The sequence below is a fragment of the Cryobacterium sp. Y29 genome, from assembly GCF_002929825.1.
In the GTDB taxonomy this organism is placed as follows: domain Bacteria; phylum Actinomycetota; class Actinomycetes; order Actinomycetales; family Microbacteriaceae; genus Cryobacterium.
In genome coordinates, this window is the sequence record NZ_PJJN01000037.1 from 84258 (window position 1) to 109154 (window position 24897).

Annotated in this window: 19 protein-coding genes; 3 read left to right on the plus strand and 16 right to left on the minus strand. The window is 63.4% G+C overall.

Features of this window, described 5'->3' with window-relative positions; all coding sequences use genetic code 11:
* Nucleotides 1-97: 97 nt before the first annotated feature.
* The 10 genes from CXY74_RS15430 to CXY74_RS15470 form a co-directional block, all read right to left on the minus strand.
* A complete protein-coding gene (locus tag CXY74_RS15430) occupies nucleotides 98-1348 on the minus strand; it encodes a deoxyguanosinetriphosphate triphosphohydrolase (protein ID WP_104201249.1) in 1251 nt (416 codons plus the stop codon).
* Nucleotides 1341-2519, minus strand: a complete 1179-nt coding sequence (gene dusB / locus CXY74_RS15435; RefSeq protein WP_104201250.1) for a tRNA dihydrouridine synthase DusB — start codon at nucleotides 2517-2519, stop codon at nucleotides 1341-1343. The genes CXY74_RS15430 and dusB overlap by 8 nt, the downstream gene beginning before the upstream one ends.
* A 132-nt stretch (nucleotides 2520-2651) precedes the next feature.
* The gene (locus tag CXY74_RS17620; protein ID WP_158252379.1) at nucleotides 2652-2792 is read right to left on the minus strand and encodes a hypothetical protein; all 141 of its coding nucleotides are present in this window, start codon (nucleotides 2790-2792) and stop codon (nucleotides 2652-2654) included.
* Nucleotides 2789-3487, minus strand: coding sequence for a DsbA family protein (locus tag CXY74_RS15440; RefSeq protein ID WP_104201251.1), 699 nt, complete (start codon nucleotides 3485-3487; stop codon nucleotides 2789-2791). The genes CXY74_RS17620 and CXY74_RS15440 overlap by 4 nt, the downstream gene beginning before the upstream one ends.
* A gap of 76 nt (nucleotides 3488-3563) precedes the next feature.
* Complete coding sequence (locus tag CXY74_RS15445) at nucleotides 3564-4397, minus strand: isoprenyl transferase (protein ID WP_233193450.1); 834 nt, start codon at nucleotides 4395-4397, stop codon at nucleotides 3564-3566.
* Nucleotides 4394-5134: a DNA repair protein RecO gene (gene recO, locus CXY74_RS15450; protein WP_104201533.1), complete on the minus strand. Its 741-nt coding sequence runs from the start codon at nucleotides 5132-5134 to the stop codon at nucleotides 4394-4396. Before recO ends, CXY74_RS15445 begins: the two co-directional genes overlap by 4 nt.
* 6 nt (nucleotides 5135-5140) lie before the next feature.
* The gene (locus CXY74_RS15455; protein ID WP_104201252.1) at nucleotides 5141-6460 is read right to left on the minus strand and encodes a glycosyltransferase family 2 protein; all 1320 of its coding nucleotides are present in this window, start codon (nucleotides 6458-6460) and stop codon (nucleotides 5141-5143) included.
* Nucleotides 6457-7503, minus strand: coding sequence for a glycosyltransferase family 2 protein (locus CXY74_RS15460; RefSeq protein WP_104201253.1), 1047 nt, complete (start codon nucleotides 7501-7503; stop codon nucleotides 6457-6459). Before CXY74_RS15460 ends, CXY74_RS15455 begins: the two co-directional genes overlap by 4 nt.
* Nucleotides 7500-8351 (minus strand): glycosyltransferase family 2 protein, encoded by an 852-nt coding sequence (locus tag CXY74_RS15465; protein WP_104201254.1) that lies wholly within the window; start codon nucleotides 8349-8351, stop codon nucleotides 7500-7502. Before CXY74_RS15465 ends, CXY74_RS15460 begins: the two co-directional genes overlap by 4 nt.
* A 438-nt stretch (nucleotides 8352-8789) precedes the next feature.
* Nucleotides 8790-11078, minus strand: a complete 2289-nt coding sequence (locus CXY74_RS15470) for a hypothetical protein (RefSeq protein WP_104201255.1) — start codon at nucleotides 11076-11078, stop codon at nucleotides 8790-8792.
* A 347-nt stretch (nucleotides 11079-11425) separates the two neighbouring features.
* Here CXY74_RS15470 and CXY74_RS15475 point away from each other — a divergent pair, with 347 nt between their 5' ends.
* Entirely contained in the window at nucleotides 11426-12517 is a 1092-nt protein-coding gene (locus tag CXY74_RS15475; protein ID WP_158252380.1) for a glycoside hydrolase family 16 protein, read from the plus strand.
* A 1-nt stretch (nucleotide 12518) separates the two neighbouring features.
* Here CXY74_RS15475 and CXY74_RS15480 read toward each other — a convergent pair whose 3' ends face one another.
* The 3 genes from CXY74_RS15480 to CXY74_RS15490 are packed head-to-tail and all read right to left on the minus strand — an operon-like array spanning nucleotide 12519 to nucleotide 17603.
* The gene (locus CXY74_RS15480; RefSeq protein WP_104201257.1) at nucleotides 12519-13691 is read right to left on the minus strand and encodes a glycosyltransferase family 4 protein; all 1173 of its coding nucleotides are present in this window, start codon (nucleotides 13689-13691) and stop codon (nucleotides 12519-12521) included.
* A gap of 1 nt (nucleotide 13692) precedes the next feature.
* Nucleotides 13693-16629 (minus strand): oligosaccharide flippase family protein, encoded by a 2937-nt coding sequence (locus CXY74_RS15485; RefSeq protein ID WP_104201258.1) that lies wholly within the window; start codon nucleotides 16627-16629, stop codon nucleotides 13693-13695.
* Complete coding sequence (locus CXY74_RS15490) at nucleotides 16626-17603, minus strand: beta-1,6-N-acetylglucosaminyltransferase (RefSeq protein WP_104201259.1); 978 nt, start codon at nucleotides 17601-17603, stop codon at nucleotides 16626-16628. Before CXY74_RS15490 ends, CXY74_RS15485 begins: the two co-directional genes overlap by 4 nt.
* Before the next feature lie 520 nt (nucleotides 17604-18123).
* Here CXY74_RS15490 and CXY74_RS15495 point away from each other — a divergent pair.
* The gene (locus CXY74_RS15495) at nucleotides 18124-18801 is read left to right on the plus strand and encodes a hypothetical protein (protein ID WP_199183265.1); all 678 of its coding nucleotides are present in this window, start codon (nucleotides 18124-18126) and stop codon (nucleotides 18799-18801) included.
* Between the two features lie 108 nt (nucleotides 18802-18909).
* Here the strand turns inward: CXY74_RS15495 and leuA are convergent, their stop codons facing one another.
* The 3 genes from leuA to CXY74_RS15510 form a co-directional block, all read right to left on the minus strand.
* Nucleotides 18910-20676: a 2-isopropylmalate synthase gene (gene leuA, locus CXY74_RS15500; protein WP_104201260.1), complete on the minus strand. Its 1767-nt coding sequence runs from the start codon at nucleotides 20674-20676 to the stop codon at nucleotides 18910-18912.
* A gap of 173 nt (nucleotides 20677-20849) precedes the next feature.
* Nucleotides 20850-23399, minus strand: coding sequence for a DUF2156 domain-containing protein (locus CXY74_RS15505; protein ID WP_233193451.1), 2550 nt, complete (start codon nucleotides 23397-23399; stop codon nucleotides 20850-20852).
* Nucleotides 23396-24055 (minus strand): esterase family protein, encoded by a 660-nt coding sequence (locus tag CXY74_RS15510; protein WP_104201261.1) that lies wholly within the window; start codon nucleotides 24053-24055, stop codon nucleotides 23396-23398. Before CXY74_RS15510 ends, CXY74_RS15505 begins: the two co-directional genes overlap by 4 nt.
* A gap of 206 nt (nucleotides 24056-24261) precedes the next feature.
* On the opposite strand from CXY74_RS15510, the gene CXY74_RS15515 reads away from it, so the two are divergent.
* Entirely contained in the window at nucleotides 24262-24759 is a 498-nt protein-coding gene (locus tag CXY74_RS15515) for a hypothetical protein (RefSeq protein WP_104201262.1), read from the plus strand.
* Nucleotides 24760-24897: the final 138 nt, after the last annotated feature.

The following is a 24897-nucleotide window of genomic DNA, read 5'->3' on the forward strand; positions in this document are numbered from 1 at the left end:
CGGACCGTGGGCCCAGTTTATAGACTGGGCCCACGGCCCGGGCCCGGGCCCCGTCCACAGAGGGGTGTCGGGAGGGGGGTGTCAGAAGGGGGAGTTTTTAGCCCTGCACCAGGCGTTCGTACCAGGCCAGTGCTGACTGGTCGGTGAGGCTGGCGACCTGGTCGACGATGACGCGCTTCCGGGCGGCATCATCGGCGGCAGCATGCCAGTCTTCGCGAAAGCCCGGGTCAAGGTGCTCGTCGCCAGACTGGTGCAGGGTTTCAGCCAGCATGGTGAGCACCTGCCGCTGCTGCACGTAGATGGGCTTGCGGGTGTTGCGGGTCATCACAAATGCCGCCACGATACCTTTGAGAACCGCGATTTCGGCCTGGATCTCGCGCGGCACGACCACGTTAGCCCCGAAGCGCAGCATATTCGCGCCGGGGTGCGCCTCCTTAGTGGCGTGCACGGCTGCACCGCTGAAACGACCGATGAGCTGGCTCGTCAGGTTCTTGAGCCGACCCTGGTCGCGGCGTCCGGCGGTCCAGGACTCCATCCAGCCATCGAGAGAGTCGAGACGGTTGAATGCGGTCGCGAGGTCGTCGGCGCTGGTGGCGTCGCCGATCCACTCTGACATGGTGGCCAAGAGTTCGTCATGGTCGGTGCGGCTGCTCAGGGCCGCCACGTCGACGTAGCCGTTGACGATCGCGTCTTCAAAGTCGTGCACGCTGTATGCGATATCGTCGGAGAGATCCATCACCTCGGCTTCGATGCAGAGCCGGCGGTCGGGCGCTCCGGCGCGCAGCCACTCGAACGCGGCAATGTCATCCTGGTAGAACCCGAACTTGGCGCGCCCGCTCGGGTCGTAGACCGAGGAGCTCTCGGGCCAGGGATATTTGCAACTCGCATCGAGACTGGCTCGGGTGAGGTTGAGGCCGTAGCTGTGACCATCGGGCCCGAACACCTTGGGTTCCAGCCGGGTCAACAGACGCAGGGTCTGGGCGTTACCCTCGAAACCGCCGATGTCTTCGGACCACAGGCTGAGTGCCTTCTCACCGTTGTGTCCAAAGGGCGGATGCCCGATGTCGTGTGCAAGACAGGCGGTATCGACGATGTCGGGGTCGACGTTGAGGCGGGACGCAATCTCTCGCCCGACCTGAGCGACCTCGAGCGAGTGGGTGAGCCGATTTCGGGCGAAGTCGAGCCCCGCCGTTGGACTGAGCACCTGCGTCTTGGCCGCGAGGCGGCGCAGGGCGCTCGAGTGCAGCAGGCGTGCCCGGTCGCGGGCGAAGTCGCTGCGCCGCGAATAATGCTCCTCAGGAAGCCAACGCGCCTCGTCGGTCTCGCTGTATCCGGTTTTGTTAGCCACCGCTGGTATCCCCTTCGCCCTCGGTCAGATTCAGTCGTTGCGCACCGACAAGATCCTGCGACTCGAGCCAATGCTCGGGCAGCGACGGTTTCTTCGGTGTTCCCGCGCGACCACGCGGCCCCTCGACATCGGCGCCCGGGTAGGGCAACGAGGCGTCGAGGGTACCGAGCAGGTCGTCGAGCTGCGCCAGGGATTGCACCATGGCGAGGCTCGCGCGCAGGTCGCCGCCCACCGGGTAACCCTTGAAGTACCAGGCAACATGCTTGCGGATGTCGCGGCAGGCGCGGTCTTCGCTATCGAAGTATTCGGTGAGCAGTTCAGCGTGGCGGCGGAAGGCGTTGATGACCTGGCCGAGGCCGGGTTCGGCTTTGAGTTGCTGGCCGCGAAATGCCGCAGCGAGGTCGCCGAACAGCCACGGACGGCCCAGGCATCCGCGCCCGACAACGACGCCGTCGCATCCGGTCTCACGAACCATACGCAGGGCGTCGTCGGCTGACCAGATGTCGCCGTTGCCGAGTACCGGCACGTCGCTGATGGCATTCTTGAGCTTTTCGATGGCCGACCAGTCGGCGTGGCCGGAGTAGAACTCGGCTGCCGTGCGCCCGTGCAGGGCGATGGATGATACGCCGGCCCCGGCAGCGGCCTTGCCGGCCTCGATATAGGTCAGATGGTCGGCGTCGATGCCCTTACGCATCTTCACGGTCAGGGGAATCGGGCCGGCCGCGGTGACGGCAGCTTCGACGATCTGACGAAACAGACCGATCTTCCAGGGCAGGGCCGCTCCCCCGCCCTTGCGGGTGACCTTGGGTACCGGACAGCCGAAATTGAGGTCGATGTGATCGGCGCGGTCCTCCGCGACGAGCATGGTCACGGCCTCGGACACGGTTTTCGGGTCGACGCCGTACAGCTGGATGGAACGGGTCGTTTCACTCTCGTGGTGGGTGATCAGCCGCATCGTCTCGGCGTTGCGCTCCACGAGTGCGCGAGAGGTGATCATCTCGCTGACGAACAGTCCGGCACCGTATTCGCGGCACAGCCGGCGGAACGCCGTGTTGGTGATACCGGCCATCGGCGCGAGCACCACAGGCACGTCGAGCGTGAGTGGGCCTATTCTCAGCGGTTCGACCGCTGATGGCGCCGGCTCACCGATTGCGGGGGTGCGTGAAGTCATGTTGGGTCAATTCTCCCAGATAGCAGAGGATCCGCGAATCGGCCGCGGCGGCAGGCCACACGGCATACAAAAGCGCAGCTGCCGCAGGAAATGGACCGTGCGACAGCTGCGCCTGTGCGCGCCGGGTCTAGATCAGCTGCAGCAGCCGCCGCCGCAGCACGAACCGGCAGCCTCGTCGGTATTCGCTTCGGTTTGTCCGAGGAGTTGGATGGTGGGTCGACCGGCTGGTTCGGTGTCCGCCGGCGGGACGATGGCGGTGTTGGTGTCGCTCATGCGATTTTTTCCTCTGATCTTTCGGTGAGTATCTGGTTGAGAGCCTGGGTAAAAGTAGCAGGATCCTGCGCGCCGGAGATGCCGTACTTGCCATCGATGACGAAGAACGGAACTCCCTGGATGCCGTACTCAGTAGCCAGCGCGACATCCGCTTTCACGTCGGCCAGGAAGTCGTGCGCGGTCAGCGCCCGCACGACGTCCGCGCGACCAAGGCCGATTTCCGCGGCCAGATCGGCCAGATCCTCGATTCGGCCAATATGACGCCCATCGACGAAGTATGCCTTCAGCAGACGCTCTTTCATGTCGATTTGGCGACCGTGTGCCTTGGCGTAATGCAACAATTCGTGGGAGATGACCGTATTGGTCTGGTGCACCGAGTCGTAGTCGTAGTGCAGGCCCACGCTCTTCGCAATGCCGGTGACACGCTCGAGCATCTCGGCGACCTGGCCGGCAGACATGCCTTTTGCCTCGCTCAGGTACTCAGACGGTGTGCCGGCGTAGTCAACCGGGGTGTCGGGCGAAAGCTCGAAGCTGTGATATTCCACCTCAACGGTGCCGTCGAATTGGGCTGCGCCCTCCTCGAACTTGCGTTTACCGATGTAGCACCAGGGGCACTGCACATCCGACCAGATGTCGACCTTGATGGGGTCGACGCCGGTTAGTGGGCTTGTCGTGGATGCGGTCGCAGCGCTCATATTCGTGTCAGTCACTGTGAGCACAACGGGGGCTCGTGTCTGCGTATTCCCCGGTGCACACTATTGCCGGCGGCGTTCAGGCCATGGGAGTGTCGACTGCGCCGCCATAGCGGCGGTTGCGCGAAGCGTAGAGCTCAATAGCGTGCCAAAGGTCGACCCGAGTGAAATCCGGCCATAACGTGTCGAGAAAGACCATCTCTGCGTAGGCGCTTTGCCAGAGCAGAAAGTTGCTCGTGCGCTGCTCCCCCGAGCTGCGCACGAACAGGTCGACGTCGGGCAGTTCCGGCACGTACAACTGCCGGGCGATGGCCTTCTCGGTGATACCGGACGGCTTCAGTCTGCCGGCGGCGACGTCCTCGGCCAGAGCGCGCACGGCATCCGCTATTTCGGTGCGACCGCCGTAGTTCACGCACATGGTGAGGGTGAGCACATCGTTGCCGGCGGTGAGCCGCTCGGCGAACTGCAGTTCGTTGATAACGGATGCCCACAGCTTCGGTTTGCGCCCGGCCCACCTGATACGCACGCCCCACTCGTTGAGTTGATCGCGGCGGCGGTGCAGCACGTCACGGTTGAAGCCCATGAGAAAACGTACTTCCGCGGGCGAACGCTTCCAATTCTCGGTGGAGAAGGCATACACGCTGAGATGTTTGACGCCGATCTGGATGGCCCCGGCGACGACGTCCAGCAGGGCGGCCTCGCCGGCCTTGTGACCCTCAATGCGGGTGAGGCCCTGCCCGTTGGCCCAGCGGCCGTTGCCGTCCATGACGACAGCGATGTGCTCCGGCACGACCTTGCGGGGCAGCTCGGGCGGGTACAGGCCGGTCCAGTCGAGCGGTTTGAACGCGACAGCGTCGCGGTGGGTGAGCGGGGCGTGCGCTGAACCTTTGAGACCGAACAGGCTCGCCATCATCGAGCGACGTGTTCCAGCGAGCGCAGCCCGCGGCCCAGGTGCCACTGGGTGTAGGCGGCGACGACGCCGGCCGCCTGGCTCTGGGCGCGTTCGGGTGACTCGGCGGCGTGCTCCCAATCGCCGGTCAGCAATGCACTCAGCAGGTCGATGGTCTCCCCATCAAGCCGGGGCGATCCGGGTGCGGCACATTCGTCGCAGACGATGCCGCCCATCTGCACGACCATGGCGCTGTGTTGACCTCCCGCGCTGAGCTCGCCGAGCGCGCCGCACCGGGCGCAGTCCTGAAAGCTCGGTGCCCAGCCAGCCATCGACACGGCACGCAGCAGGTAGGAGTTGAGGGTGAGGTGGGAACCGTGTTCCTGTCGGGACAGCGATCGCAGCGCGCCGACGAGCAGCAGGTATTGCTGGAGCGACCCCTCGGATTCGGTGAGTTTGTCGGCGGTCTCGACCATCACGCTCGCGGCGGTGTAGCTGCCGTAATCGGCGGTGATCAGGGCGCCATACGAGCCGAGTGACTCCGCCTGGGTGATGATATCGAGGCTGCGGCCCTCATAAAGCTGCACGTCGGCGACCATGAAGGGCTCGAGCCTGGCCCCGAATTTGGAGCCGGTGCGCCGCACTCCCTTGGCGACGGCGCGCACCTTGCCGTGTTGCCGAGTGAGCATGGTGACGATGCGGTCGGCTTCACCCAGCTTGTGGGTGCGCAGCACGACGGCTTCATCTCGGTAGACAGGCACATCCAATTATCCCACTGTTGGGACTCCTTCCCCGCGCATCGCGAGCTCGGTGTCGTGCGCCGAGCATCGCAGCGCGACCGGCAGCACGCCTTCACCGGCCCAGCGTTGCCGAAAGTACTGCCACGGACCCTGCGCGATGCAGATGATCTCGTACCAGCCGACTCCCGCGAGGGTCTGCACACCGGGGTCGGGTATCCGTTGGGGAGCTTTCGCGTAAAGAACGGAAAAGGCCGATCGGCATCGGGCCACCGCCAGAACGGCCGTTCGTGAGTTCAGTGCTACCTTCGTCAACCACGCGCCGAGGCCGATTCCGTAGCCGCGTGCCTGGATGCGCAGGGCGGCGAGGTCGTCGCGGTGGCGGTGCCAGACAATCGCCGCCGGTTCCACCACCAGGCTGCGCCCGGAAAACAACACCCGGGTGAATAGGTCGAGGTCTTCGCCGCCGCCGGTGCGGGTTCCCACGCCAAAGGCCGTGTCGAATCCACCGAGGGCCAGGCCGCGGACGCGGCGCAGCGCAAAATTCGCCCCGGTGCCAAACTCTCCGACCGAAAACGGAAAGGTCGGGAGGTCGATCGGTGGGCTCGCGAGGCTGAACTTTCGCGGGCACAGGTTGCGCGACCAGGTGACCTTGCCATCGAAGTAGAACTGCACCTCGGTGCGCAGCTCGCCACTTGGAACCAGCCCACAGACACAATCGACGTCATCGCCGCGTGCGAAGCCGGCCGCGAGTCCACGCAGCCAGTTCCGATCCACCACTACATCGTCGTCGGTATAGGCCACAAATTCCCCGGTGGCGTGTCGGAGTCCGGCATTGCGCGCACGCGACAGGCCCGGCACCGGCTCGACCACAACAGTGACGAGACCCGACTGAAATTCGTGGGCGACCAGATCCTGGGTTGCGCTGGTGGCCGATGCGTTGTCGACCACGATGACGGAGAAATACGGATAGTCCAATTTCACGATGGAGCGGAGCGCCTCGCGCAGCATCGCTGGGCGATCCCGGGTGCACACCACCACCGTGAAGGTCGGAAGCGCGTGGGGAGTCCAGACGTCGGGCGCCGGCGCAAGATCGGCGATACGGTCGCGCATGACGTCGCAGCCCACCTTCCCCTGTTCTATCGGCACGTCGATAAAGCCACGAATTCGGGCGCCGTCACGCACGAGCAAACGCGCCCGGGAGTATCCCGCAGAACAGGCCAGCAGAACGGATGCCGCCGCGTCGCCCGCCGCAATCGTCGCCGCGTCGATCTCTCCGACCCAGACGGCCCCCGGCCAGTCCGGACCCTGCTCGCTTGCCATGGCCGGCTGGAGTACCTGCCGGTTCATCGCGCAGTCTCGCGCGACCGAATACGTGCCGCTTCAGGGCTGTTGGGGGTGATGACCGAAGGTGTCCCAACGACCCGGGCGCTCGGGGCTGGACGAGCAGGTGTCGGTGCGAGCACCGTCCCGCTGTGATGGCCCAGGGTGCCCCGGAGATATCCGGTACCGGCCGCCATGAGGGATAGGACGATGGCCGCTGCGCGGGCAGCGCCACCCCGGCCGACACTGCCGAGTTCCCGAACGATTCCCCGTGGGAGAACTCGTATCGTGTACGACGCCTCCGATGCGAGGGCATCACCCGAACCGAGGTGCCGGCTCAGTACGGCCTTGGAGATGCCTTCGAAGAAGCTCCGCTGAATCAGGTACGACCAGCCGGTGCGGTCCGTACTCACCTGATGACGCACCATGGCGCGCGGTTCGTAAACGACACGCGCCGTCGCATCCGCTTGATGAACCCGAATACACAGTTCAGTTTCCTCACAGCCGAGCGGAACCCGACCGACCCGGCCGGTGTCGACGTTGAAACCACCGAGGTTGATCAGGATTTCGCGCCGGAAGGCCATTGAACAGCCAATAATGTTGCGGACATCCGACTGCGTGGTGGGCAGGCCCCGATAACTGCAGCCGACGATCCAGAACAGTTCCGGTGGGAGGATTCGTAGCGCGTATGCGTCTGGCCAGACGGGATCGGCTCGGCCACCGACTGCGGCGACGTTGGGATCAGTGAACGGCCGCGCCAACCAGCTCAGCCAGTCGTCAGCGGCAGCGGCATCGTCGTCGAGGAACGCCACGATTCGGCCCCGCGCCGCGGCAACCCCGGTATTGCGCGCTCCCGACAGTCCCTGACGCTCGGTATTGGGGATAACGCAGAGTTCTGGCCAGCGCATCTGGGCTTGTTTAAGGAGTGTCTCTTCGTGGTCGACCACCAGAATGACTTCGGCCGCTTCTGGTTGATCGATCGCTGACGTGACCGAGGCAACGATGTCATTCCAACGTAGTTGGGTGTACGCGCAAATGATGATGCTGACGTCACGTGGTGTAGCGCTCATGCAGCTTCCTCAGCGGGGTTCGACACCAGGGTCAGGTGAACGGCAGGCACGGAGCGGATCGCGGGGACGCGGGTGCGTTCAATCGACCGGGCCGGGCCGGCGCGGCGCGCTCGTCGATGTTCGTCCAGAATCGTCTTGAGCACGCGCAGTCCATCACTGACAGCGTTGAGGTTACTCACGCCGTGAATGCGCAGTTTTTCGAAGCTGGCCACTTCGGTGACGATCAGGCCGGCAGCCGCCATTCGGCAGGTGAGAATGGTCTCGATTTCGAACCCATCACCCCAAATCATGCGACCGTCTGAGCGCTGCTTGAGGGTGACGTCGGGAAGGTCGAGATAGGGAAGAATGTCCCGCCAGAAAGCGTTGTAGCCGTAACACAGGTCGGTATAGCGGGTGCGCAGCAGAATATTCGTCAGGAGATTGAGACAGTGATTGCCCAGGCCACGGAATCGGGTAATGTCGTGGCTTCCTCCTCCTGGACGAAACCGACTCCCTTTGGCCACGTCGGCGCCAGCGGTCAGCGCCGCAATAAATGCCGGAATCTCGGCACTGTCCGCCGAACCATCCGCATCGAACATGACGATAATGTCCCCGGTCGCTGCGGCAAAACCGCAGGCGAGCGCGTTGCCCTTGCCCCGCCGCGTCTGATGAATGACCTCGATTTTGGGAAGCACCCGACGAGCGACATCGGCTGTGCCGTCGACGGATGCGCCGTCGACCAGAATCACCTGGTGTACGAGAGGGAGCATGGGCAAGATCACTTCAAGATTTCGCGCTTCGTTTCGAGCAGGAATGACGATGGAAATGCGCGGGTTATGGTGCGTGGGTGCTGCGGAGTTATCCTTCATAAGTGTGTCCTGTCAGCTTTCGGGTTGCGGTATTCAGGAAAAGGCCCAGCAGCATCGGCAACGATGCGCCCCGGACTACTCGGTGAGCATTACTCACCGATCAGTCTCAGGATATCGCTGTAGTAATACGTGACAAGCCACCCAACTGGGGGTTCATTTATATCCCCAACTGTGCAAGGGTCACGCCTGCGCAGGTGTTGGTTCGTAAAGTGGCTCGTTGGAGAACCCGGAAAGAGAGCCTCACATGACTGAAGCAGCTGAGAGCAGGAACAGCGCCAGCGCCGGCGCCAGTGGCACGCCATTGGACACGCTGTGCACCTGCGGTCACGAACGTGACGCCCACGAACACTACCGGCGCGGCACGGACTGCAGCCGCTGCAAACCAGGCGAATGCACCCGGTTCACAGCGGCCACGACTAAGCGTGCTCGCCGACGGGGCTAGCTGATTGGCGCCTCCGATGTGCGCAGTTGGTAGAGCGTTGTTGTCTCTCCGGTAAAGATTGGTACCCAGAGTCCGGATGCTGCCATTGCCGCCGACAAATCCTGATAGTGCGCATAACTCTGAAACCCATAGCGTTCGTCGTACGCGCCGATCGATTCCGATATCAGGGCGTAATGCCGCGTTGCCGGCCAGTCCGCCACGAGACTTTTCGTGAGCAGCACGACGTCGGCATCCGCGTCATAGTCGGCGGATCCCGACGGGTATCCGCCGAGTGCTTCGCGGGATAGATAGCCGAGGCTCAGATAGCGTGAACTGCCGCCCTGTGGGGTGGCATTGCCCGTTCCGGTCAGCATCATCATTGCGCCGTCAGGGGCCGTCGCTTCGTAGACATTGAGCGCTTCGACGGTATCGCGGGCCATCACTCGATTCCAGTCCAGGGCTGTCTGTCCATAAACGTTCATGCCCAGCAGCGCAACGAGCGTCACCGACAGTCCTGCCGTAGTCCACGTTCGAGCGGACCAGAGTGGCCACCAGCGGTTCCCACGGTGACGATTGGCCACCCCTCGACCACGCCATGCCAGGCCAGCCACGAGTATGGCAAGCCAGGGTGCGGCGAACAACGAGACCCGAAAGACACCCTCCTGACCGTAGTTTGTGACGGCAAACAAGCTGACCGAACTGGCCGCTGCGGCCAGTAGCGCGAAGACGTACCGAGTACGCACCCGCACGACGCAGATTATTGCGAGCACCCCGATAATAACGAGGAACAGGGCGGGGCCGTAGAAAGTGAGTTTCGTTACGAGGGGTATCGGAAGTTGCGTGAAAGTATGCTCCGGCGGTTGAAGGTTCTCCCAAAACCGACCGATGGCGCCCAGGAAGATGAATCGGCCCAGAACTCCCCAGTTGAGGGCGGCCCAGCCCAGTGCCGGGGCAAGCACCAGCAGTGAAGTCCACCAGGGTCGTACGTAGCCAAAGAGAGCCAGCACCACAAGCCCCGCCACCGTGAGATAGGGCGAAATCTGGTGTGACACCGCCATCGCGCAGGAGAGTAGGAAGATGAGGCCCAGCCGCCCATATCCGAGTGGTCGCATTTGCCCGAATGACCCGCGTTTTCCAATCCGGCGCGGTACGACTGCGAGAGCGAATATCGTGAGCGAAAACAGCAGGCCGACCGATTGCGGGGAAAAATAGATGATGTTGAGGGTGCTGGTGAGCGTGAACACCACGGCTGCAAACCAGATGCGAAAGGGACCAGACAGCCAGCGACTCGCGAGTGCTGCAACACCGAGCGTGAGCGCCGGGCTGAGCAATACGGGCCACCAGGTCGCCACGCCGATCGGATCTGCGATGCCCGCGGCGTCACACAGCCACGCAATACCGGCGAACAGTCCCGACCACGCCTGATAGATATCCAACTCCGGTTGTGCGCCCTGATTGACACGAATGTAGGAGACGATGCCGATGTGCCTGGCTGCCGACATTACGGCAGGCGTGCCATACGTAATAGCCTGGGACAGCACAACGACCGCGGACAACGTGACGATGGGAACGACCGGATTCGTCCGCAGTCGATAGGCGACGACCACGCAGAGAACGATGACGCCCAGTCCCAGGTACCAGGCAGGGCCGAGTAATCTGAACAGGCCTCCGGGCGATGGGTTCCCAGGAGCGCTGGCCGCTGCGACGATGACCAGGATCAACCCTACGGCGGTCCCGGCTGCGATCAACCGAGCCGGAGTCAGGAACGAGACCGGGAACACCGGTCCACTGGGAGTGCGTGCGGCTGGATGAGTTTCCCGACCCGCACCACGCGCCAGGACAAGATCTCGCCGGAACGACAGCGCGAGCAACAGAATTGTCGCGGTAATCACGATCCCGAGCGCTTCAACTGGGTACCACAGGTGGGTCACCGACATCACGAAACCGATACTGGTAGTCGTGGCCAGACTCGTCACGACCGACAACAATGCGAACCAGAGAACGGATATCCGACCGATTAGGAGAATCGGGGCAATGCCCAGTTCGACCAGCAGGAACAGGCTCACCGTCACGGTACGCAGTGGACCAAGGTCAAAAACGGTCGCTACCGCAGCAATCAGTAGGGTCATCAGCACCGTGGCGGCGATCCAGAGCCGCGCACGGGCGGTCAGGAGTACCTGACCACCGTCCCGTAGGCCGAGGCCGGTCGGCGCACGCAGCGAGCTTGCCTGACGCATAGTGCGAGGCGACGAAATCTCACCAGCGATACCGTCAACCGGCGGCGCGGTGAGTTGGGGTGATTTCATGGACAGACTCCTTCATAGCGTCCGGCGTATCGACCAGCAGGTGAAGCTCGACGGTCGGCAGGAAAACGGTGAGAACGGGAAAGGAAACGGAGTACCGAGAATCCGTAAAAAATTTCTACCCACGACGCTCGAGACCGTGTTAGGTTCATTTTCACGAAAGAAAACGCGTCTCTTTTGCGGAGAAAATTCGAGCAAAGCGCGTTGGAGACAGGGAACCATCCGAGGTTCCGACGGCGGGCCGATTGTCGGCCATGGGCTTGGTCTCTAGTAGTCATGACCAAGCGAGGAGCATCACCATATCCAGATATCAAGGCACGATTCGGCATGCCCGCACGCTGACCGCCGCATTGACCGCGGGCATTCTGCTCGCATTGAGCCTGACCGCGACAAGTCCGGCCGCCGCGGCCACGAGCTACACGGCTACGAACGTGACGGCAACCGTAACCGGAACCTCCGTGCGTGCGACCGCACGAATGGCCAGTAGCCAGTCCGTCACCGCCACACAACTTGGAATCTGTGCTCGCAGTGCGTCGAAGGTAAACGTCGACTTTCCGCCGAAGTCCAATGTGCGCATTACCAGCACGGGTACTTCCTTCGCCAAAACTGCCACATTCGCTGCGGGTACCTACAGCTACTGGCCCTGCGTGAACGTGGGCGGCAGCTGGACCGACATTGGCCCGGTCCGATACTTCACCGTGGCAGCGGCGAACACGAATCCAGCTCCGGTGCCCACGATCACAAACCCGAGCGGCGTCGCCATGCCGGTCGGGGATCTCACCGGTTGGAAGCAGACCTTCACCGAAGATTTCACGGCACCGCTGGCACGAGGTTCGTTCCCCGGATCGTATGGATCGAAATGGCTCAGTTACACCGGATTCACCGATACCTCGAAAATGGGCGACTACGACCAGCGAATCATTTCGGCTCAGAACGGTAACTTGGATCTGTTCCTGCACACGAAAAACGGTCGTCCCCTCGGCGCGGCCCCGGTCCCCCTCGTGAACGGTCAGTGGGGCGGCCAAGTTTATGGGCGCTTCAGCGTGCGGATGAAGGCCGACCCGGCCGCTGGTTATGGCACGGGCTTTCTGCTCTGGCCTGACAGCAACAACTGGAACGATGGTGAGATCGACTTTCCGGAGAGCGGACTCACGGACGTCGTGAAGGGTTACAATCACTGTCTCGGCAGCCCGTCTAATAACTGCCTAGTCGTCAACACTTCGGCAAAATACTCCGACTGGCACACGTACACCATCGATTGGACACCGCAGCAGCTCAGCTTCATCATCGATGGCACCGTCGTCGGTTCGACGACAACAAACATTCCCACCAAGCCAATGCATTGGGTGATGCAGGTCGCCACGACCGGCGTGACGCCGGCGGAATCGACGAGCGGCCACCTACTGATCGACTGGGCCACGATCTACAACTACATTCCATAGGTCAAACCACCAGTTTCGACGTACGACGACTGCCAGTGAGACGGCCGGGTTTTCTTACCCGCCGGTATCGCTGAAGCAGTTGCTCGAGGCTGTTCACGTGCTCGGCATAGGGAAAGTTCGCTTCGACCCACGCATGGCAGGCCGCACCGAGCCGCGGCTCGGTGCGGCGCCAATCGAGGAGCGCATCAATCTGCGCCACGAACTCTGTAACGGCGCCTGGCGTGACCAGGAACCGTTCCATGGTTCCGAACAGGATCTCTGGGATGCCGCCGTTGCGGGAAGCGATGACCGGTCGACCGGTTGCCATCCCTTCGATAACGACGCGGCCAAAGGGCTCGGCGTCCAGCGAAGGGACCACGATGATATCGGAGGCATGCAGGAACGGCAGAACCTGTGATTGCGCGGGGAACAGGCGGTAGCTGCCAGGAGTCAGCCCGGCGAGAGCATGCTCCACAGCTGGAGCATCCGTTGTATCCAACGGACCGGCCAGCACGAGGAGCGCCCGTCCTGGCGCATAGTCGAGGCGTCGCCAGGCTTCGATCAACGTCAAAACCCCCTTGCCCGCGGTGATCCGCCCACAGAACAGCGCCACGCGCAGATCTCGGTCAATGCCCAGCCCTTGACGTGCGTTCTGCTGTTCCTCGCGATCACCCACGGGATAGTCCGTCGGCAAAATCGCATTATGTAACACGGTAATTCGTTCCTGCTGAATGCCCCGGTCGATCCACTGCTTTCGTTCAAATCGGGAGACGGCGATGAAATGGGAAACCCCTACGTTCAAGAGACGGGTCAAACGGAAATTCGGAGCGTGGTGCAGGTGACAAACAATCGGAATTCCCGCAAATCTGGCCACGACCTGAGCCCAAATAATATGTTCAGGACGGTTGAGCCACAACACGTTGGCGCGCGATTTACGAACCAGTTTGGCGACAGGCCAGAATCGACCCAGGTCACGCAGGGCATGTCTGGGATCGAAGCCGAACCGGAAGGGGCCGTCGACGCGTGCGCCCGCGTCCTCGAGCACGGCACGTTGTTTTCCATCGCGTTCATACAGCACCTGCACGCAATGCCCACGCTGTAGTAATGCCGTCGAATCCTGATACACGCACATTTCGACGCCCCCTACAGCTGCCAACACGGTAGTCGCCGTCAGGATATTCAAATTGCCGTCCATGTCACACCCGGCTCTCGACGAGCGGGGTCGCCTGAGCGGCCAACCATGATTGATCTGCTCGTTGACTTCGCCGGTAGGCTGCCGGACCGCGCCAGTAGTTGCCCAATTCGGTTAAAATCAGCGATCTCGGGTACCCGCTGGTGCGTGCTTGGACGGGGGCCAAAGCACTCAATCCTCCGCCAGCGACCCGACCGCCTCGTATGCGAATCGATCCCTGCTGAAGAATGCGCACCACAGCCAGCGGTAGCTGCCAGGCCACGGAGAGCAAGTGGCGACGATCATGCTGGATCAGCGACACCAACATAGCTGTGAAACCGATACCGTTGCCCCGGATTTGGTTCACGAGCCCGGCATAGTCCCGACGATGCCGATGATGAACGACGGAGGTCGGTTCATAAGCCAGTTGTCCCCCGGCCCAGAGCACGTTGATCAGCATCGCGAGGTCCTCGCCTCCGCGTGCGGGGGTGCCAGTGCCCAGCGCAGTGTCGAAGCCGCCCAGTCGTTCCAGAACGTTGCGCCGAAAGGCCATATTTGCACCAGCGCCGTAGGCCCCGACGCCGTATAAGGCTAATCGACGCGTTGTAGTCCCGGCGGCATTTCGCACGGAAATGCGAGAACCGCGAATCGCTCGCACTGGGCCGGAGTCGGCGCTCAAGGTGAGGGCCGTGAAGGTTCGCTCGCCACCGAATCCTCCGCTGTAACGTTCGAACCACACCTGCGCAGGCGTCTCCAGCTCGGCTGGCAGAATCAACCCGGTCACGGCATCGACTTCGGGCTGCAAGGCGAAACGCCGCCCCAGAGCTCGCAACCACTGCGAATCCACCTGAACATCGTCATCTGTATAGGCGACGACGTCACCTGTAGCGGCGGCGATACCGGCATTGCGCCCCGCCGAGATGCCCGGTTGGACAGCTCGCACCGAACGCATACCCGCGCGTCCCTGCAGCAGTTCCGGGAGTGGATCGTCAGGGCCTACCGTTCGACGATTGTCCACAATAATAAATTCCACTGCGGGGTAGTCCACGAGTTCGAGGGAATCCAGAAGGCGACGCAGATCGGACACGCGCCCGACAACGGTGGATACCACTACGGAAATGCTCGGCAGATCGATGTCGGCAACAACTACTTCGCCCGCAGGATTGACCGTAGCCCCAATCAGTGCTTGAACCTGATCGATCACCGGAGTGCACGCGCTACCGAGCTCAACGTATACCGTTCCGACGGGGCACCCGGCGCGCCAACCAACGATCAGAGCGTTGTCATAGTGCGGTTCGATGACCAACTCGGGACAGGGCTGATCCAAGTCGATCGCGACGATGCGGCACGGGCCGGGAGCGTTGTCCGGAAGTTCCACGAGGTCGGCAGGACTGGCCGGGATGCGGGAGGTATGAACGGAGTGTGGCAAGAACGGCTCCTTGGAGTTGGATCGGACGTCGTGACTGCGTGAAGTGAGATTTGGCTCGCTCGTGCCGTCGGGAGGAATAGCCCGAGCGCGTCGCAGTGCTCCGACAAACCACGGCAGGCACAGCACGGCGACGACAAGCCTGGCGACGTTCCAGCCCAGGGTTTGCGGAAGCAGAACTGACCCGCCTGCGATGAGGAGCGTGACGGCGACCGCGCACATCAGCCGGGTGGGCGGTCTGGCAAAAGCGGGACGATCCGGCAGCGCTAAGCGCTGGAGAGCGGCGAGCGCACAGAACGCGAGGAGGGTAGCCAGGGCTGACCCCAAAAGGCCGTAGATCGGCACCAGCAAGATGTTGAGTCCAATATTTCCCGCCGCCGCGACGCTGGCGATGAGACCGATCGTCTTTCCGCGTCGCAGAGTGATGAGGAGTCGGCCGGTGGCGCCGCCAGCGGCAACGGGAAACGCCGAAATCGCCACGAGGAAGACGATGAGGGTGAGTGATTCCGGACGAAAACTGGGCGGTGCCACGATTCGGAGCAGTAAAGGAGCGGCCAGGGTCACACCTGCAACCATCGGCATGAGCAGTCGGTAGAGCTCATTGCGAGACTGCACCGCGAGGAGCCAGCGCTGGCTTTCATCGCGCAGGGCCGCAAAGCGAGGCGTCCACGCCGAGCTCGTGAAGGTGAGCAGGAGGATAACCACCGAACCCACCACGTAGGCGATCTGGTAACGCCCGACCTCCTCGGGACCGAGAATGCGTTGAATCACAATGCGGTCCCCCGCGTTGAGAACGAAAATCGCCAAACCGCCGAGCGCGAGCGGAACGCCGAGTTTGATCGCCCGCCAGGCCACCGGCCAGTCCAGCAGTCCCCGTAGCACCGGTCTCGTTACGATGAGCCCGATGATCATCGCGACGGTCTGACTCACGACCCCGCCGATCGCATACGTGGCCGCGTCGTTTCGTACCGTGAGGAGCAGGACAACACCGACGACCAAACCGCCAACGGCGGCCAGAACGCTGACCAGCGCAAACGAACCTAACCGGTCTTCTGCGAGCAGAAGGGCAAGAACAATCTGCACCGTCGCCGCGGGGAGGGTCCACAGGACCACGGCGAAGACCAGCGCCGGATAGTCGCCAAAACCGAGAGCATCCCGCCAGAGTGGCGCCGTACCACCGGCGATCAGTGCGACGACGAGCGCAATTACGATGCCCACCGCCATGATGCCACGAGCCCGATCGGTATGACCGTCTTCGCCCCGCTGCAGCACGAGTGCCTGGTCGAGCCCGATGAGCGCCAGAACGCTCAACACCTGGTGGAGTGCAATCGCGGAAGCGAGGGCGCCGAATTCAGCCGGTCCCATCACGTGGGCCAGAATCGGCGACACGATAGTGCCGGCAACGAGCTGCAGAGACCACACCATGACGTACAGCAGGCCCCGGCCGAAGAGGTGCGAGGAAGCAGCCGGTGCTGGGTCAGCGTGAGGTGCCACCGGCCCGGCACTGCCCGCTGCACCGGGATCAATCGTGGTCACGACGCCCCGCTCGCCACTGCGGCCGGGGCCGAGTGTGACCGGCTGGCATCTATTGCATCCAGGATTTGATCACTCAGACCAGTCGAAAATTTTCGCGCAAATAGGCACGGGAGCTCTTGTTGGGCGAAGTTCCGCCGGGACAGCACGGAATCGGTCTGTTCGTTGCCGAGCCACGGTGGGCTCTTGCGGCGAGTCCCATCCCACCCGATCCACCAGGGCGTGGCACGAATATGTTCGTTGGACCAGTTCGGAAAATACCCAGACGTGCCGAGCAGCGAGGGTATGAAGGTCTCGTCGGCCACCCAGCTGCGGCGCCAGAATCGAACCAGGTCGGGTCGACGATCCGCGATATCGACCACGGTCTGCGCGTGGGCGCGAGACAAAATCTTGAGTTGCGAACCTCCGGACAAGACGACGTCGGGCGGAAGCCGGCGGGGAATTGGGATTCGGATCATGTGCTTTCGCACGGCCCAGTGGCGGAATTTCAACCGATCAAGTCCCCCATTGGCTCCCCAACCGTCGTAGGGCAGCGGGTTGATATAGGTGATCGATTGACCGGCACAGGCAGTAAGCGTGTCGGTGAACTCCTCGGCCGAGGCCAACGGGTAGTCGGCTCCGGTGAGCAAAGCGACGTGCGTCGCGAATGTCGATTCCAGTGCCGCGCGGAACCCCGCGAGCTCGGCGGCAACATTTTCCCACCGCGCCCAGCCCGTCTTCATTCGCGGTAGCACCGTGCAGCGCTTCGGAAGGTCGGTAGTCATGGCAGCAAAGACGCGTGGGCTCGCCCGAGAATCGCAGTGCAGAAAAACAGGAAACGGATCAAGCGCGTCGATCAGCCGCCGCACGTGCACGGGATCGGTGTGCGCCAGGATCACACAGGCGAGCAACGCTGAAGCCTCCGGAAGGTCGCCTGACCCCGAGCCCGGGGTGACGAGTGCCGGAATGTCAGCTGAAACGGGGGGAACGCGGTGCATGGGATCCTGTCGGGGTGTGCGGGTATCACGGGGCTGTACTGCGTTACCGGCAACGCTGACGGTTTGGTACGTGGGGGTCCTGGTGGGCGGCTAGCGATGCTAGCGGACTCGGTCCGCGACGCAGTCGCCCTATCCGGGTGTCCACGCTTCGATCTCGGCCAAGCCGATTCTCACGGGTGCGCCCGGGACCGCCCCTAGCGACGGCGCACACAAAAACAGCGGTCGTCGTCATGCGCTGGCCAGACGGCTAGGGGTGGCGCGGAGCATGGAATCCTGTCAGGTCTTCGGGCCCTGGGGGCAAAGAATGCAGCGTTTCGGGTGAGCGCCGCACGAGGTAAGGGTCGGTTTACGCACGATCTTGACGCGTCGGTGACCGAACCGGCAGCCCCCATACGGGGAGTGGGCAGGCATGACATAATAAATGCTCATAATTTGCTGGCGGAGTCGGTTCGGGTCTGGTGTTTCAGGCCGGACGGGGGGAGACTTGAGGGCACATAGTTCCCGCGGTATGGAGGTTTTCATGAAACCAGTCCAGGGCAGCCTGCCCGACATTATGCCCGTGCTTTCGCGTGGCAAACATCGCACTCCTAAAAGCGGAGCGTGCTTCATGGAATTCGCCTCCTACCTCGCTGGCGAGTCCTGGAGCGACCACCCGGCATGCACCCACCCGGAGCTCGCCTCGCTGGCACGCATGGTCAACGACTGCAGTTCAGACAACGCCAGATCGCGGCTGGCACTGCTGATTCCGTCGGTTATCGGCCTCACCGGTTCCGACAAGCGGGTCGAAGTCGTGATTGCGCTGCGGGCTGGCTGCGAAGCGCTTCCGGTGGCCAGCTTGGAACGCCAGCGCGCGCTCGCGGTGGGTGTGCTCACCTGCGAGCGCACCGCATCCGTTCTTGATCCGGCGCTGGCCGAGCAGATGCGCCCCCTCGTTCGGGCCGCCCTCGATGAAGCGACCGATGCCGAGCGCTGGGCACGCGGCTTCATCGGCAGTGTGCATGCATGGTCGCGCACCAAATTCACGGCGCGTACCGCCGACACAATCATTCGCGTTGCCGTGCAGGGTATCGGAGAGGCCTGCATCGGCGACCCGGACGCCCGGCTGTATACCCTGCTCGAACACGCGATCAACGATTGCACCGTGCTGCTGGGAACAAAGCGCGCGGACCGAACGGTGCATCTACCCGCGCTGGCTTGATCACCGGTTCGCTGGCTCACCGGCCGCACCCGGATGGTGCAACGAAAGCCCAGCCCTGTACTTACGGGACTGGGCTTTTGTGTGTGCGAAAAAACGGATGCTGTGGCGTTAGACGGCGGCCAGTTCCAGGTCACCGACCTCCGCGCGGATGCCGCGGTTGACGGCGGAGACGACCGACTTGAGCGACGCGGTGGAGATGTCCGCGTCGATGCCGACGCCCCAGTAGCGCTTGCCGTTCACGTCGAGCTCGACGTAGGCGGCCGCTTGCGCGTCGCCGCCGGCCGAGAGGGCATGCTCCACATAGTCGTACAGTGTGATCGCGATACCACGCTCGGCCATCACGCCAAGAAACGCGTTGATCGGGCCGTTGCCGGAACCGGTGGCCGGCGCCACGGTGTCGCCGTCGCGCAGTTCGACCGCCAGGTCGACCGTGCCCGACAGGTCGCTCGATGTGCGAGTGGAGTGCAGTTCGAACCTGCCCCACTTGGCTTCAGGGTTCTTGATCGTGGCCGGCAGGTACTCGTCGTTGAAGATGTCCCAGATCTGCTTGCTCGTCACCTCGCCGCCCTCGGCGTCGGTTTTGGCCTGAACGACGCCAGAGAATTCGATCTGCAATTTACGGGGCAGGTCGAGGGCGTGGTCGGTCTTGAGCAGATAGGCGACGCCGCCCTTGCCAGACTGCGAGTTGACCCGGATCACTGCTTCGTAGCTACGGCCGAGGTCCTTCGGGTCGATCGGCAGGTAGGGAACGGCCCAGACCAGGTCGTTGACGGTGCAGCCCTGTTTGGCCGCGTCGGCGTCCATGGCTTCGAAGCCTTTTTTGATGGCGTCCTGGTGCGATCCACTGAAGGCTGTGAAGACCAGATCACCAGCCCAGGGGTTGCGCTCCGGAACCGGCAGCTGGTTGCAGTACTCGGCAGTGCGCTTGATCTCGTCGATGTTGCTGAAGTCGATCTGCGGGTCGATGCCCTGGGTGAACAAGTTGACGCCAAGGGCGACGAGGTCGACGTTTCCGGTTCGCTCTCCGTTACCGAAGAGGCAGCCTTCGATGCGGTCGGCGCCGGCCAGGTAGCCGAGTTCGGCGGCGGCGATGGCGGTGCCGCGGTCATTGTGCGGGTGCAGCGAGATGAGGATGTTCTCGCGCTGGGTCAGGTGACGGCTCATCCACTCAATGGAGTCGGCGTACACGTTTGGGGTGGCCATCTCGACGGTGGCCGGCAGATTGACGATCACTTTGCGTTCCGGGGTGGGCGCGAGGATCTCGACGACCTGATTAGTGATGTCCACGGCGAAGTCCAGCTCAGTGCCGGTGAAGCTTTCCGGGGAGTACTCGTAGTAGATGGTCGTGCCGGGAATGGTCGCTTCCATCTGCTTGCAGAGACGCGCCCCGAACAGGGCCAGGTCGATGATGCCCTGCTTGTCTTCGCGAAAAACGACCTCGCGCTGCAGGATACTCGTGGAATTATAGAAGTGCACGATAGCTTGCTTGGCGCCCGTGATGGACTCATACGTGCGCTTGATCAAGTGCTCTCGCGCCTGGGTGAGCACCTGGATGGTGACGTCGTCGGGAATGGCGTTCTCGTCGATGAGGCTGCGTACGAAGTCGAAATCGGTCTGGCTTGCCGACGGAAAGCCTACTTCGATCTCCTTATAGCCCATGCGCACGAGCAGGTCGAACATGATGCGCTTGCGCTCGGGGCTCATCGGATCGATGAGCGACTGGTTGCCGTCCCGCAGGTCGACCGCGCACCAGCGCGGGGCACTGGTGATGTGATTGCTCGGCCAGGTACGGTCGGTCAGTTCCACGGCGAACTGCTCGTGGTACGGGCGGTAGCGGTGGATCGGCAGGGTGGATGCGGTCTGATTGTTCTTCATGATCCTGTTCCTCGTGGTGTCGTACAGCCAACGACAAACGCCGCGACGAGGGAGGCCTTTAGATTAGGACTCGTCGCGGCAGCTAAGGAGGAGCGTACCGTTCAACACATTTTCAGGCTAGCACCGTTTGGCACGGTTGCGACCACATGGATGAAGGCCCCGGCGAGCGGATGCTACTGGCCGAGTCCGCGCACCAGAGTGACCACTTGCCGCATCGACAGACTGGGCAGATAGGCTTTGGCGAGGGCGAGCCCGATCTCCGGCAGCGCGACCGAGTCGGGGAACGCCATGAAGACCGGCGCATACTCGGGCTGGAACTTGCTTTTGAACGCCAGTAATGATCGAAACCCGTACACCGGCTCGAGCGTGCGACCAAGGTACTCGAGCAGACCAGTGGCAATACCGCCCTGCCGAGGGCCCGATGAGGGAGCGAGCGGCGCCACTGACAGGCTGAGAAACTCAATCTCCGGGCGTTCCCGCATGCGCTCAGCAGTTTGAGCGATCAGAAATTCCATGACGCCGTTGATACTGTCGGGACGGCGCCGCATAAAGTCGAGGGTCCAGCCCACGATTTCACCGTCCCGGTAGGTCGGCAGCCAACTCGTCACGGCGTGCACGCGGTCTTCAGCGTCGACGGCGATCATGAGGCGCACCACCGGGTCACGCAACTCGTCAAGGCCACCAAGGGTGAACCCCAGTTCGGGGAGTTCCTTCTCTTGAACCCACTGCTCAGAGATTTCGGCGATTTGGGCAGCTGCCGCGAACGAGAGCGACCGGTAGCTGGTCCACTCAGCCCGCACCCCAGCGCGGTCGGCGCGATTGATCGACGAGCGGATATCCTGCCATTTCTTCCCCGTCGTGCTCCATCTGTTCGGCCGCAACAACGTCTCCTCCCCCACCTGCACACTCGGCCAGCCCAATGAGGCGAAAACTCCCTGCCAGTTCTCGTGCACGCTGTAGAAAACCGGAACCCAGCCGTTGTCGTCACACATGCGAGCGAAGAAAGCGACGGCGGCAACGGCCTCGGAGCGTGGTCCGACCGGCTCGGAGGTCGTGATGGCGATGCCGTTGACCACCCGGTAGGCGATGGCCGTGCGTCCGCTGGAGGTGAACCACAGCGAATTGCCGGTCCAGGTGGTCATGCAGCCGAGCGATCCGCCGCCATGCTCACAGAGGAGCGAGCGCAGTCGACTTGGTGCATCGGCGGTCTGGCCGACGGAGGCGCTCCGCAGGCAGACGATCGCCCCCACGAAGACGACGATCCAGAATGCAGCGCCGACACCGTCATACAAGGCTGTGGAGAGAGGGTCGGCCGGAAGAAAAGACACTCGCTCCAGGCGCAGGAAACCGACCGGAATGAACCGCTCAGGCACATCCGCGAGCAGGTCGAGCAGAGTCACCGCAGGCCGAAAGTGATCGCGGAGCAGCCATCCGACCCCGAGATAGAACGTGGCGAGTGCGGCGAGACTTCCAGCCGTGACGAGCAGAAATCGGCGACGCACGCCCGTGCGAGAGGCCACCGGAAAGTGGCGCAGATTGCCGAGGATGACGACGGCCACGGCGAGCGGCACGAGCACCGACACCGCGAGGATAAGCGTGACTTCGAAGTACCGGCCGGATTGCCACTGCCACACGTAGGCCTGCCCGAAGATCGGCAGCAGCCCGAAGTACCAGGCGGCGAGTATCGCCAATCCAACGTTGATCGTGATGGCCAGCCACGCGGCGAATCGCCGTCCGCGAGCCAGCCCGAAAGCTGCCACAACGAGGGTGAGCAGGGGCAGCAAGCTGACCAGCACGGGGCCGGCCCCGCCGATACGTTCGAGGCTGAGTTCCTGCACACACTGCCGGGTGATATCGCCCAGCCGGCAGCGGTCGATGACCGCCCCAGCGCTCGGTGCGTCCTGGGTGAGCAGCAGTCCAAGCGGTGCGAGCAGCCCAAAACGGGCGCCGGAAAAGATGGTGACGACCGGACCGACGGCAACCATACCGACGATGGCGGCCAGCAGCGTGCGGGTTTCGTGGTCGGAACTGCGCCGCCACGACGCCACCCGGAGTGACGGGCGCCAGAGCCACCCCACACCAAGCCCGACAACCGCGGCCAGCAGGCGGTAGAGGTCGGAGGGCTGGCCGGAATAGAGCACGAGTACGAGCACCGTCGACAGCCCGAGCACGCGGATGCGACGCCGCCAGAGCGGGCCGACGAAGTAGCTGGCGGCCAGGGCGCTGCCGAACATGGGCGTGAAGGGGTCGATGGCCCACAACTCGCGCACGCCGCGCGACCACATTTCGCCCCCGGCGACACCGAGGTACTGGGCGCCGAGGCCGATTGCGGCACCGAGAATCGACGTCACCAGAAAGACGATGACGGTGCGGCGGGTTCCCATCAGCCGTTCGGCGAAACCCAGCAGAACCACTGCGCCGGCCAGCGCCAACAATAATTCGACGCCATTATCGACAAAGAACACCGAGGTGAGCGGAGACCACCAATGCCCGCGTTCGATGACCGACTCGTAGCCGGTGCCGAATAGCAGACGGATACCGCGGGCCGGTCCGGCGACTGCTCCCGTAGCGAGGCCCACCGCGAGCAGTGCCACGGCATAGAAGACGGCGAAGGGTCGCTGGCTGGACCATCGGTAAAGCGATCGCAGGGCGGAGCCTCTCGCGGGTTCGCTCCCGGGCGGTCCGAGGGCGGTTGCGTCGCTCGTGATGTCGTTGGTGGTCACCTCGTCGTCGCAATCACGGCCGGCGCGAGCAATGCGGTACGTGCGGCGATGATCGGCAGGGCCGTGGTCCAGGCATAATCAACCGTTCGCCAGTCGTGGGCCGTACCGGGTGACTCGAACAAGTGGGTAACGACGCCGGCGCGCTGGGCGGCATCCGCTACCGCGTGCACCCCCGGCAGAAAGCGTATATCGTCGTCGCCGACCACAAAAATGGCACCGAGCTCGGCGCAGGGTTGGCGGGCGGCGAGAATAGCGGAGGGCGCAGCCGCGGCGTAGAGGGAAGCGCTGCCACCAAAACCGGATTGCACGGTGTGCGCCTCACTTCCGTTTCTGGGAACGAGCTCTCCCGCGATGTCCAAGATGGTAGCGTACAGCTCCGGGTGCGCAGCGCCGAGTTGAATGGAGCACGTGCCGCCCTGGGAGAAACCGGCGATGGTCCACCCGGAAGGTTGGGCGGTGACGTGCAAGTGCGACCTGATCCAAACCGGAACGTCGACGGTGAGATAGCTGGCCGAATTGCCGAGCGCTGAGTCGACACACATCGGATTGTGGCTCGGCGCGCCGAGTTGATCGGGAACGACAACGATGGGGGCGAGACCGTAATGCGCTCGCGCGTACGTATCGAGAATGCCCGCCAACCGGTCGGACGTGAACACGTCGCTCGGGCTGCCCGGCTGCCCGGCTGCCCGGAGAGCATCTCGACCACCGGCAGGGCCGGCGGGTTCGCGCGACGCACCGCCGGCGGCAGATAGACCAACGCGTCGCGGGAGACGAAACCCGAGCTGGTAGCCGGAATGGTGACCGTACCGACGACCCCGGAGTCGATGGATGCTGTGCTGCTGGCCGCATTCGCTGGGTCGGGATGCACGGCTGGAGTCTGGGCAGCGTGGGCCTGTGCGGTTGCGAGGCCCGCGTCAACGGGCGGATAGCTTGCGAGCCCGAGGGCGACACGCAGGGTGGGAAATTCACCGACATCGGCGTTGATTCCCGCCGCAGCGCTGAGCAGACAGAGTCCGATGGCGCCAACGGCGACGCCGCGGCGCCACCGCACCTGGCCGCTGAGATTCAGCACGACCACGCTAAGGCTCGCCCCCAGGGCAGCGGTCCACAGACCGGTTCCGGTCGAGAACGAGACACCCCACGGGTCCCAGACGTCGGTGATAACCCAGGCCAGGGCCCAACCGCCGCACGCACCGACGACGGCGCCAATGACGGTGATCACGGCGCGACGCACGCCGGTGGGGCCGAGCAGCACGAGCAGCAGCGCGAGTCCGGTGACCGCGTAGAGCGTTCCCAGTACGGGCGCGTCGATAAGACTGATATCGAGCGGGCTGAAAGCCGAAAACGACGAGTTCATTGAGAGCCTCCGGAATCACTGTGATACCACCCGCACGCTTCGTGGACGGGCATCGCTGAGTTACCAGCCGGCGCCCGGCCAAGTCATAGCCGAGTGACAGCCCACGCACAGGGGCGCCCGGCTGCCATCCCGATCGCATCG

What these genes read in the sequence shown, in the direction of transcription:
- dusB (WP_104201250.1), bottom strand. Translation starts at nt 2,519, where the DNA reads ATGACTTCACGCACCCCCGCAATCGGTGAGCCGGCGCCATCAGCGGTC.
- CXY74_RS17620 (WP_158252379.1), bottom strand. Translation starts at nt 2,792, where the DNA reads ATGAGCGACACCAACACCGCCATCGTCCCGCCGGCGGACACCGAACCA.
- CXY74_RS15440 (WP_104201251.1), bottom strand. Translation starts at nt 3,487, where the DNA reads ATGAGCGCTGCGACCGCATCCACGACAAGCCCACTAACCGGCGTCGAC.
- CXY74_RS15445 (WP_233193450.1), bottom strand. Translation starts at nt 4,397, where the DNA reads ATGATGGCGAGCCTGTTCGGTCTCAAAGGTTCAGCGCACGCCCCGCTC.
- CXY74_RS15455 (WP_104201252.1), bottom strand. Translation starts at nt 6,460, where the DNA reads ATGAACCGGCAGGTACTCCAGCCGGCCATGGCAAGCGAGCAGGGTCCG.
- CXY74_RS15460 (WP_104201253.1), bottom strand. Translation starts at nt 7,503, where the DNA reads ATGAGCGCTACACCACGTGACGTCAGCATCATCATTTGCGCGTACACC.
- CXY74_RS15465 (WP_104201254.1), bottom strand. Translation starts at nt 8,351, where the DNA reads ATGAAGGATAACTCCGCAGCACCCACGCACCATAACCCGCGCATTTCC.
- CXY74_RS15470 (WP_104201255.1), bottom strand. Translation starts at nt 11,078, where the DNA reads ATGAAATCACCCCAACTCACCGCGCCGCCGGTTGACGGTATCGCTGGT.
- CXY74_RS15480 (WP_104201257.1), bottom strand. Translation starts at nt 13,691, where the DNA reads ATGGACGGCAATTTGAATATCCTGACGGCGACTACCGTGTTGGCAGCT.
- CXY74_RS15490 (WP_104201259.1), bottom strand. Translation starts at nt 17,603, where the DNA reads ATGCACCGCGTTCCCCCCGTTTCAGCTGACATTCCGGCACTCGTCACC.
- CXY74_RS15495 (WP_199183265.1), top strand. Translation starts at nt 18,124, where the DNA reads ATGAAACCAGTCCAGGGCAGCCTGCCCGACATTATGCCCGTGCTTTCG.
- leuA (WP_104201260.1), bottom strand. Translation starts at nt 20,676, where the DNA reads ATGAAGAACAATCAGACCGCATCCACCCTGCCGATCCACCGCTACCGC.
- CXY74_RS15515 (WP_104201262.1), top strand. Translation starts at nt 24,262, where the DNA reads ATGCACGGCTGGAGTCTGGGCAGCGTGGGCCTGTGCGGTTGCGAGGCC.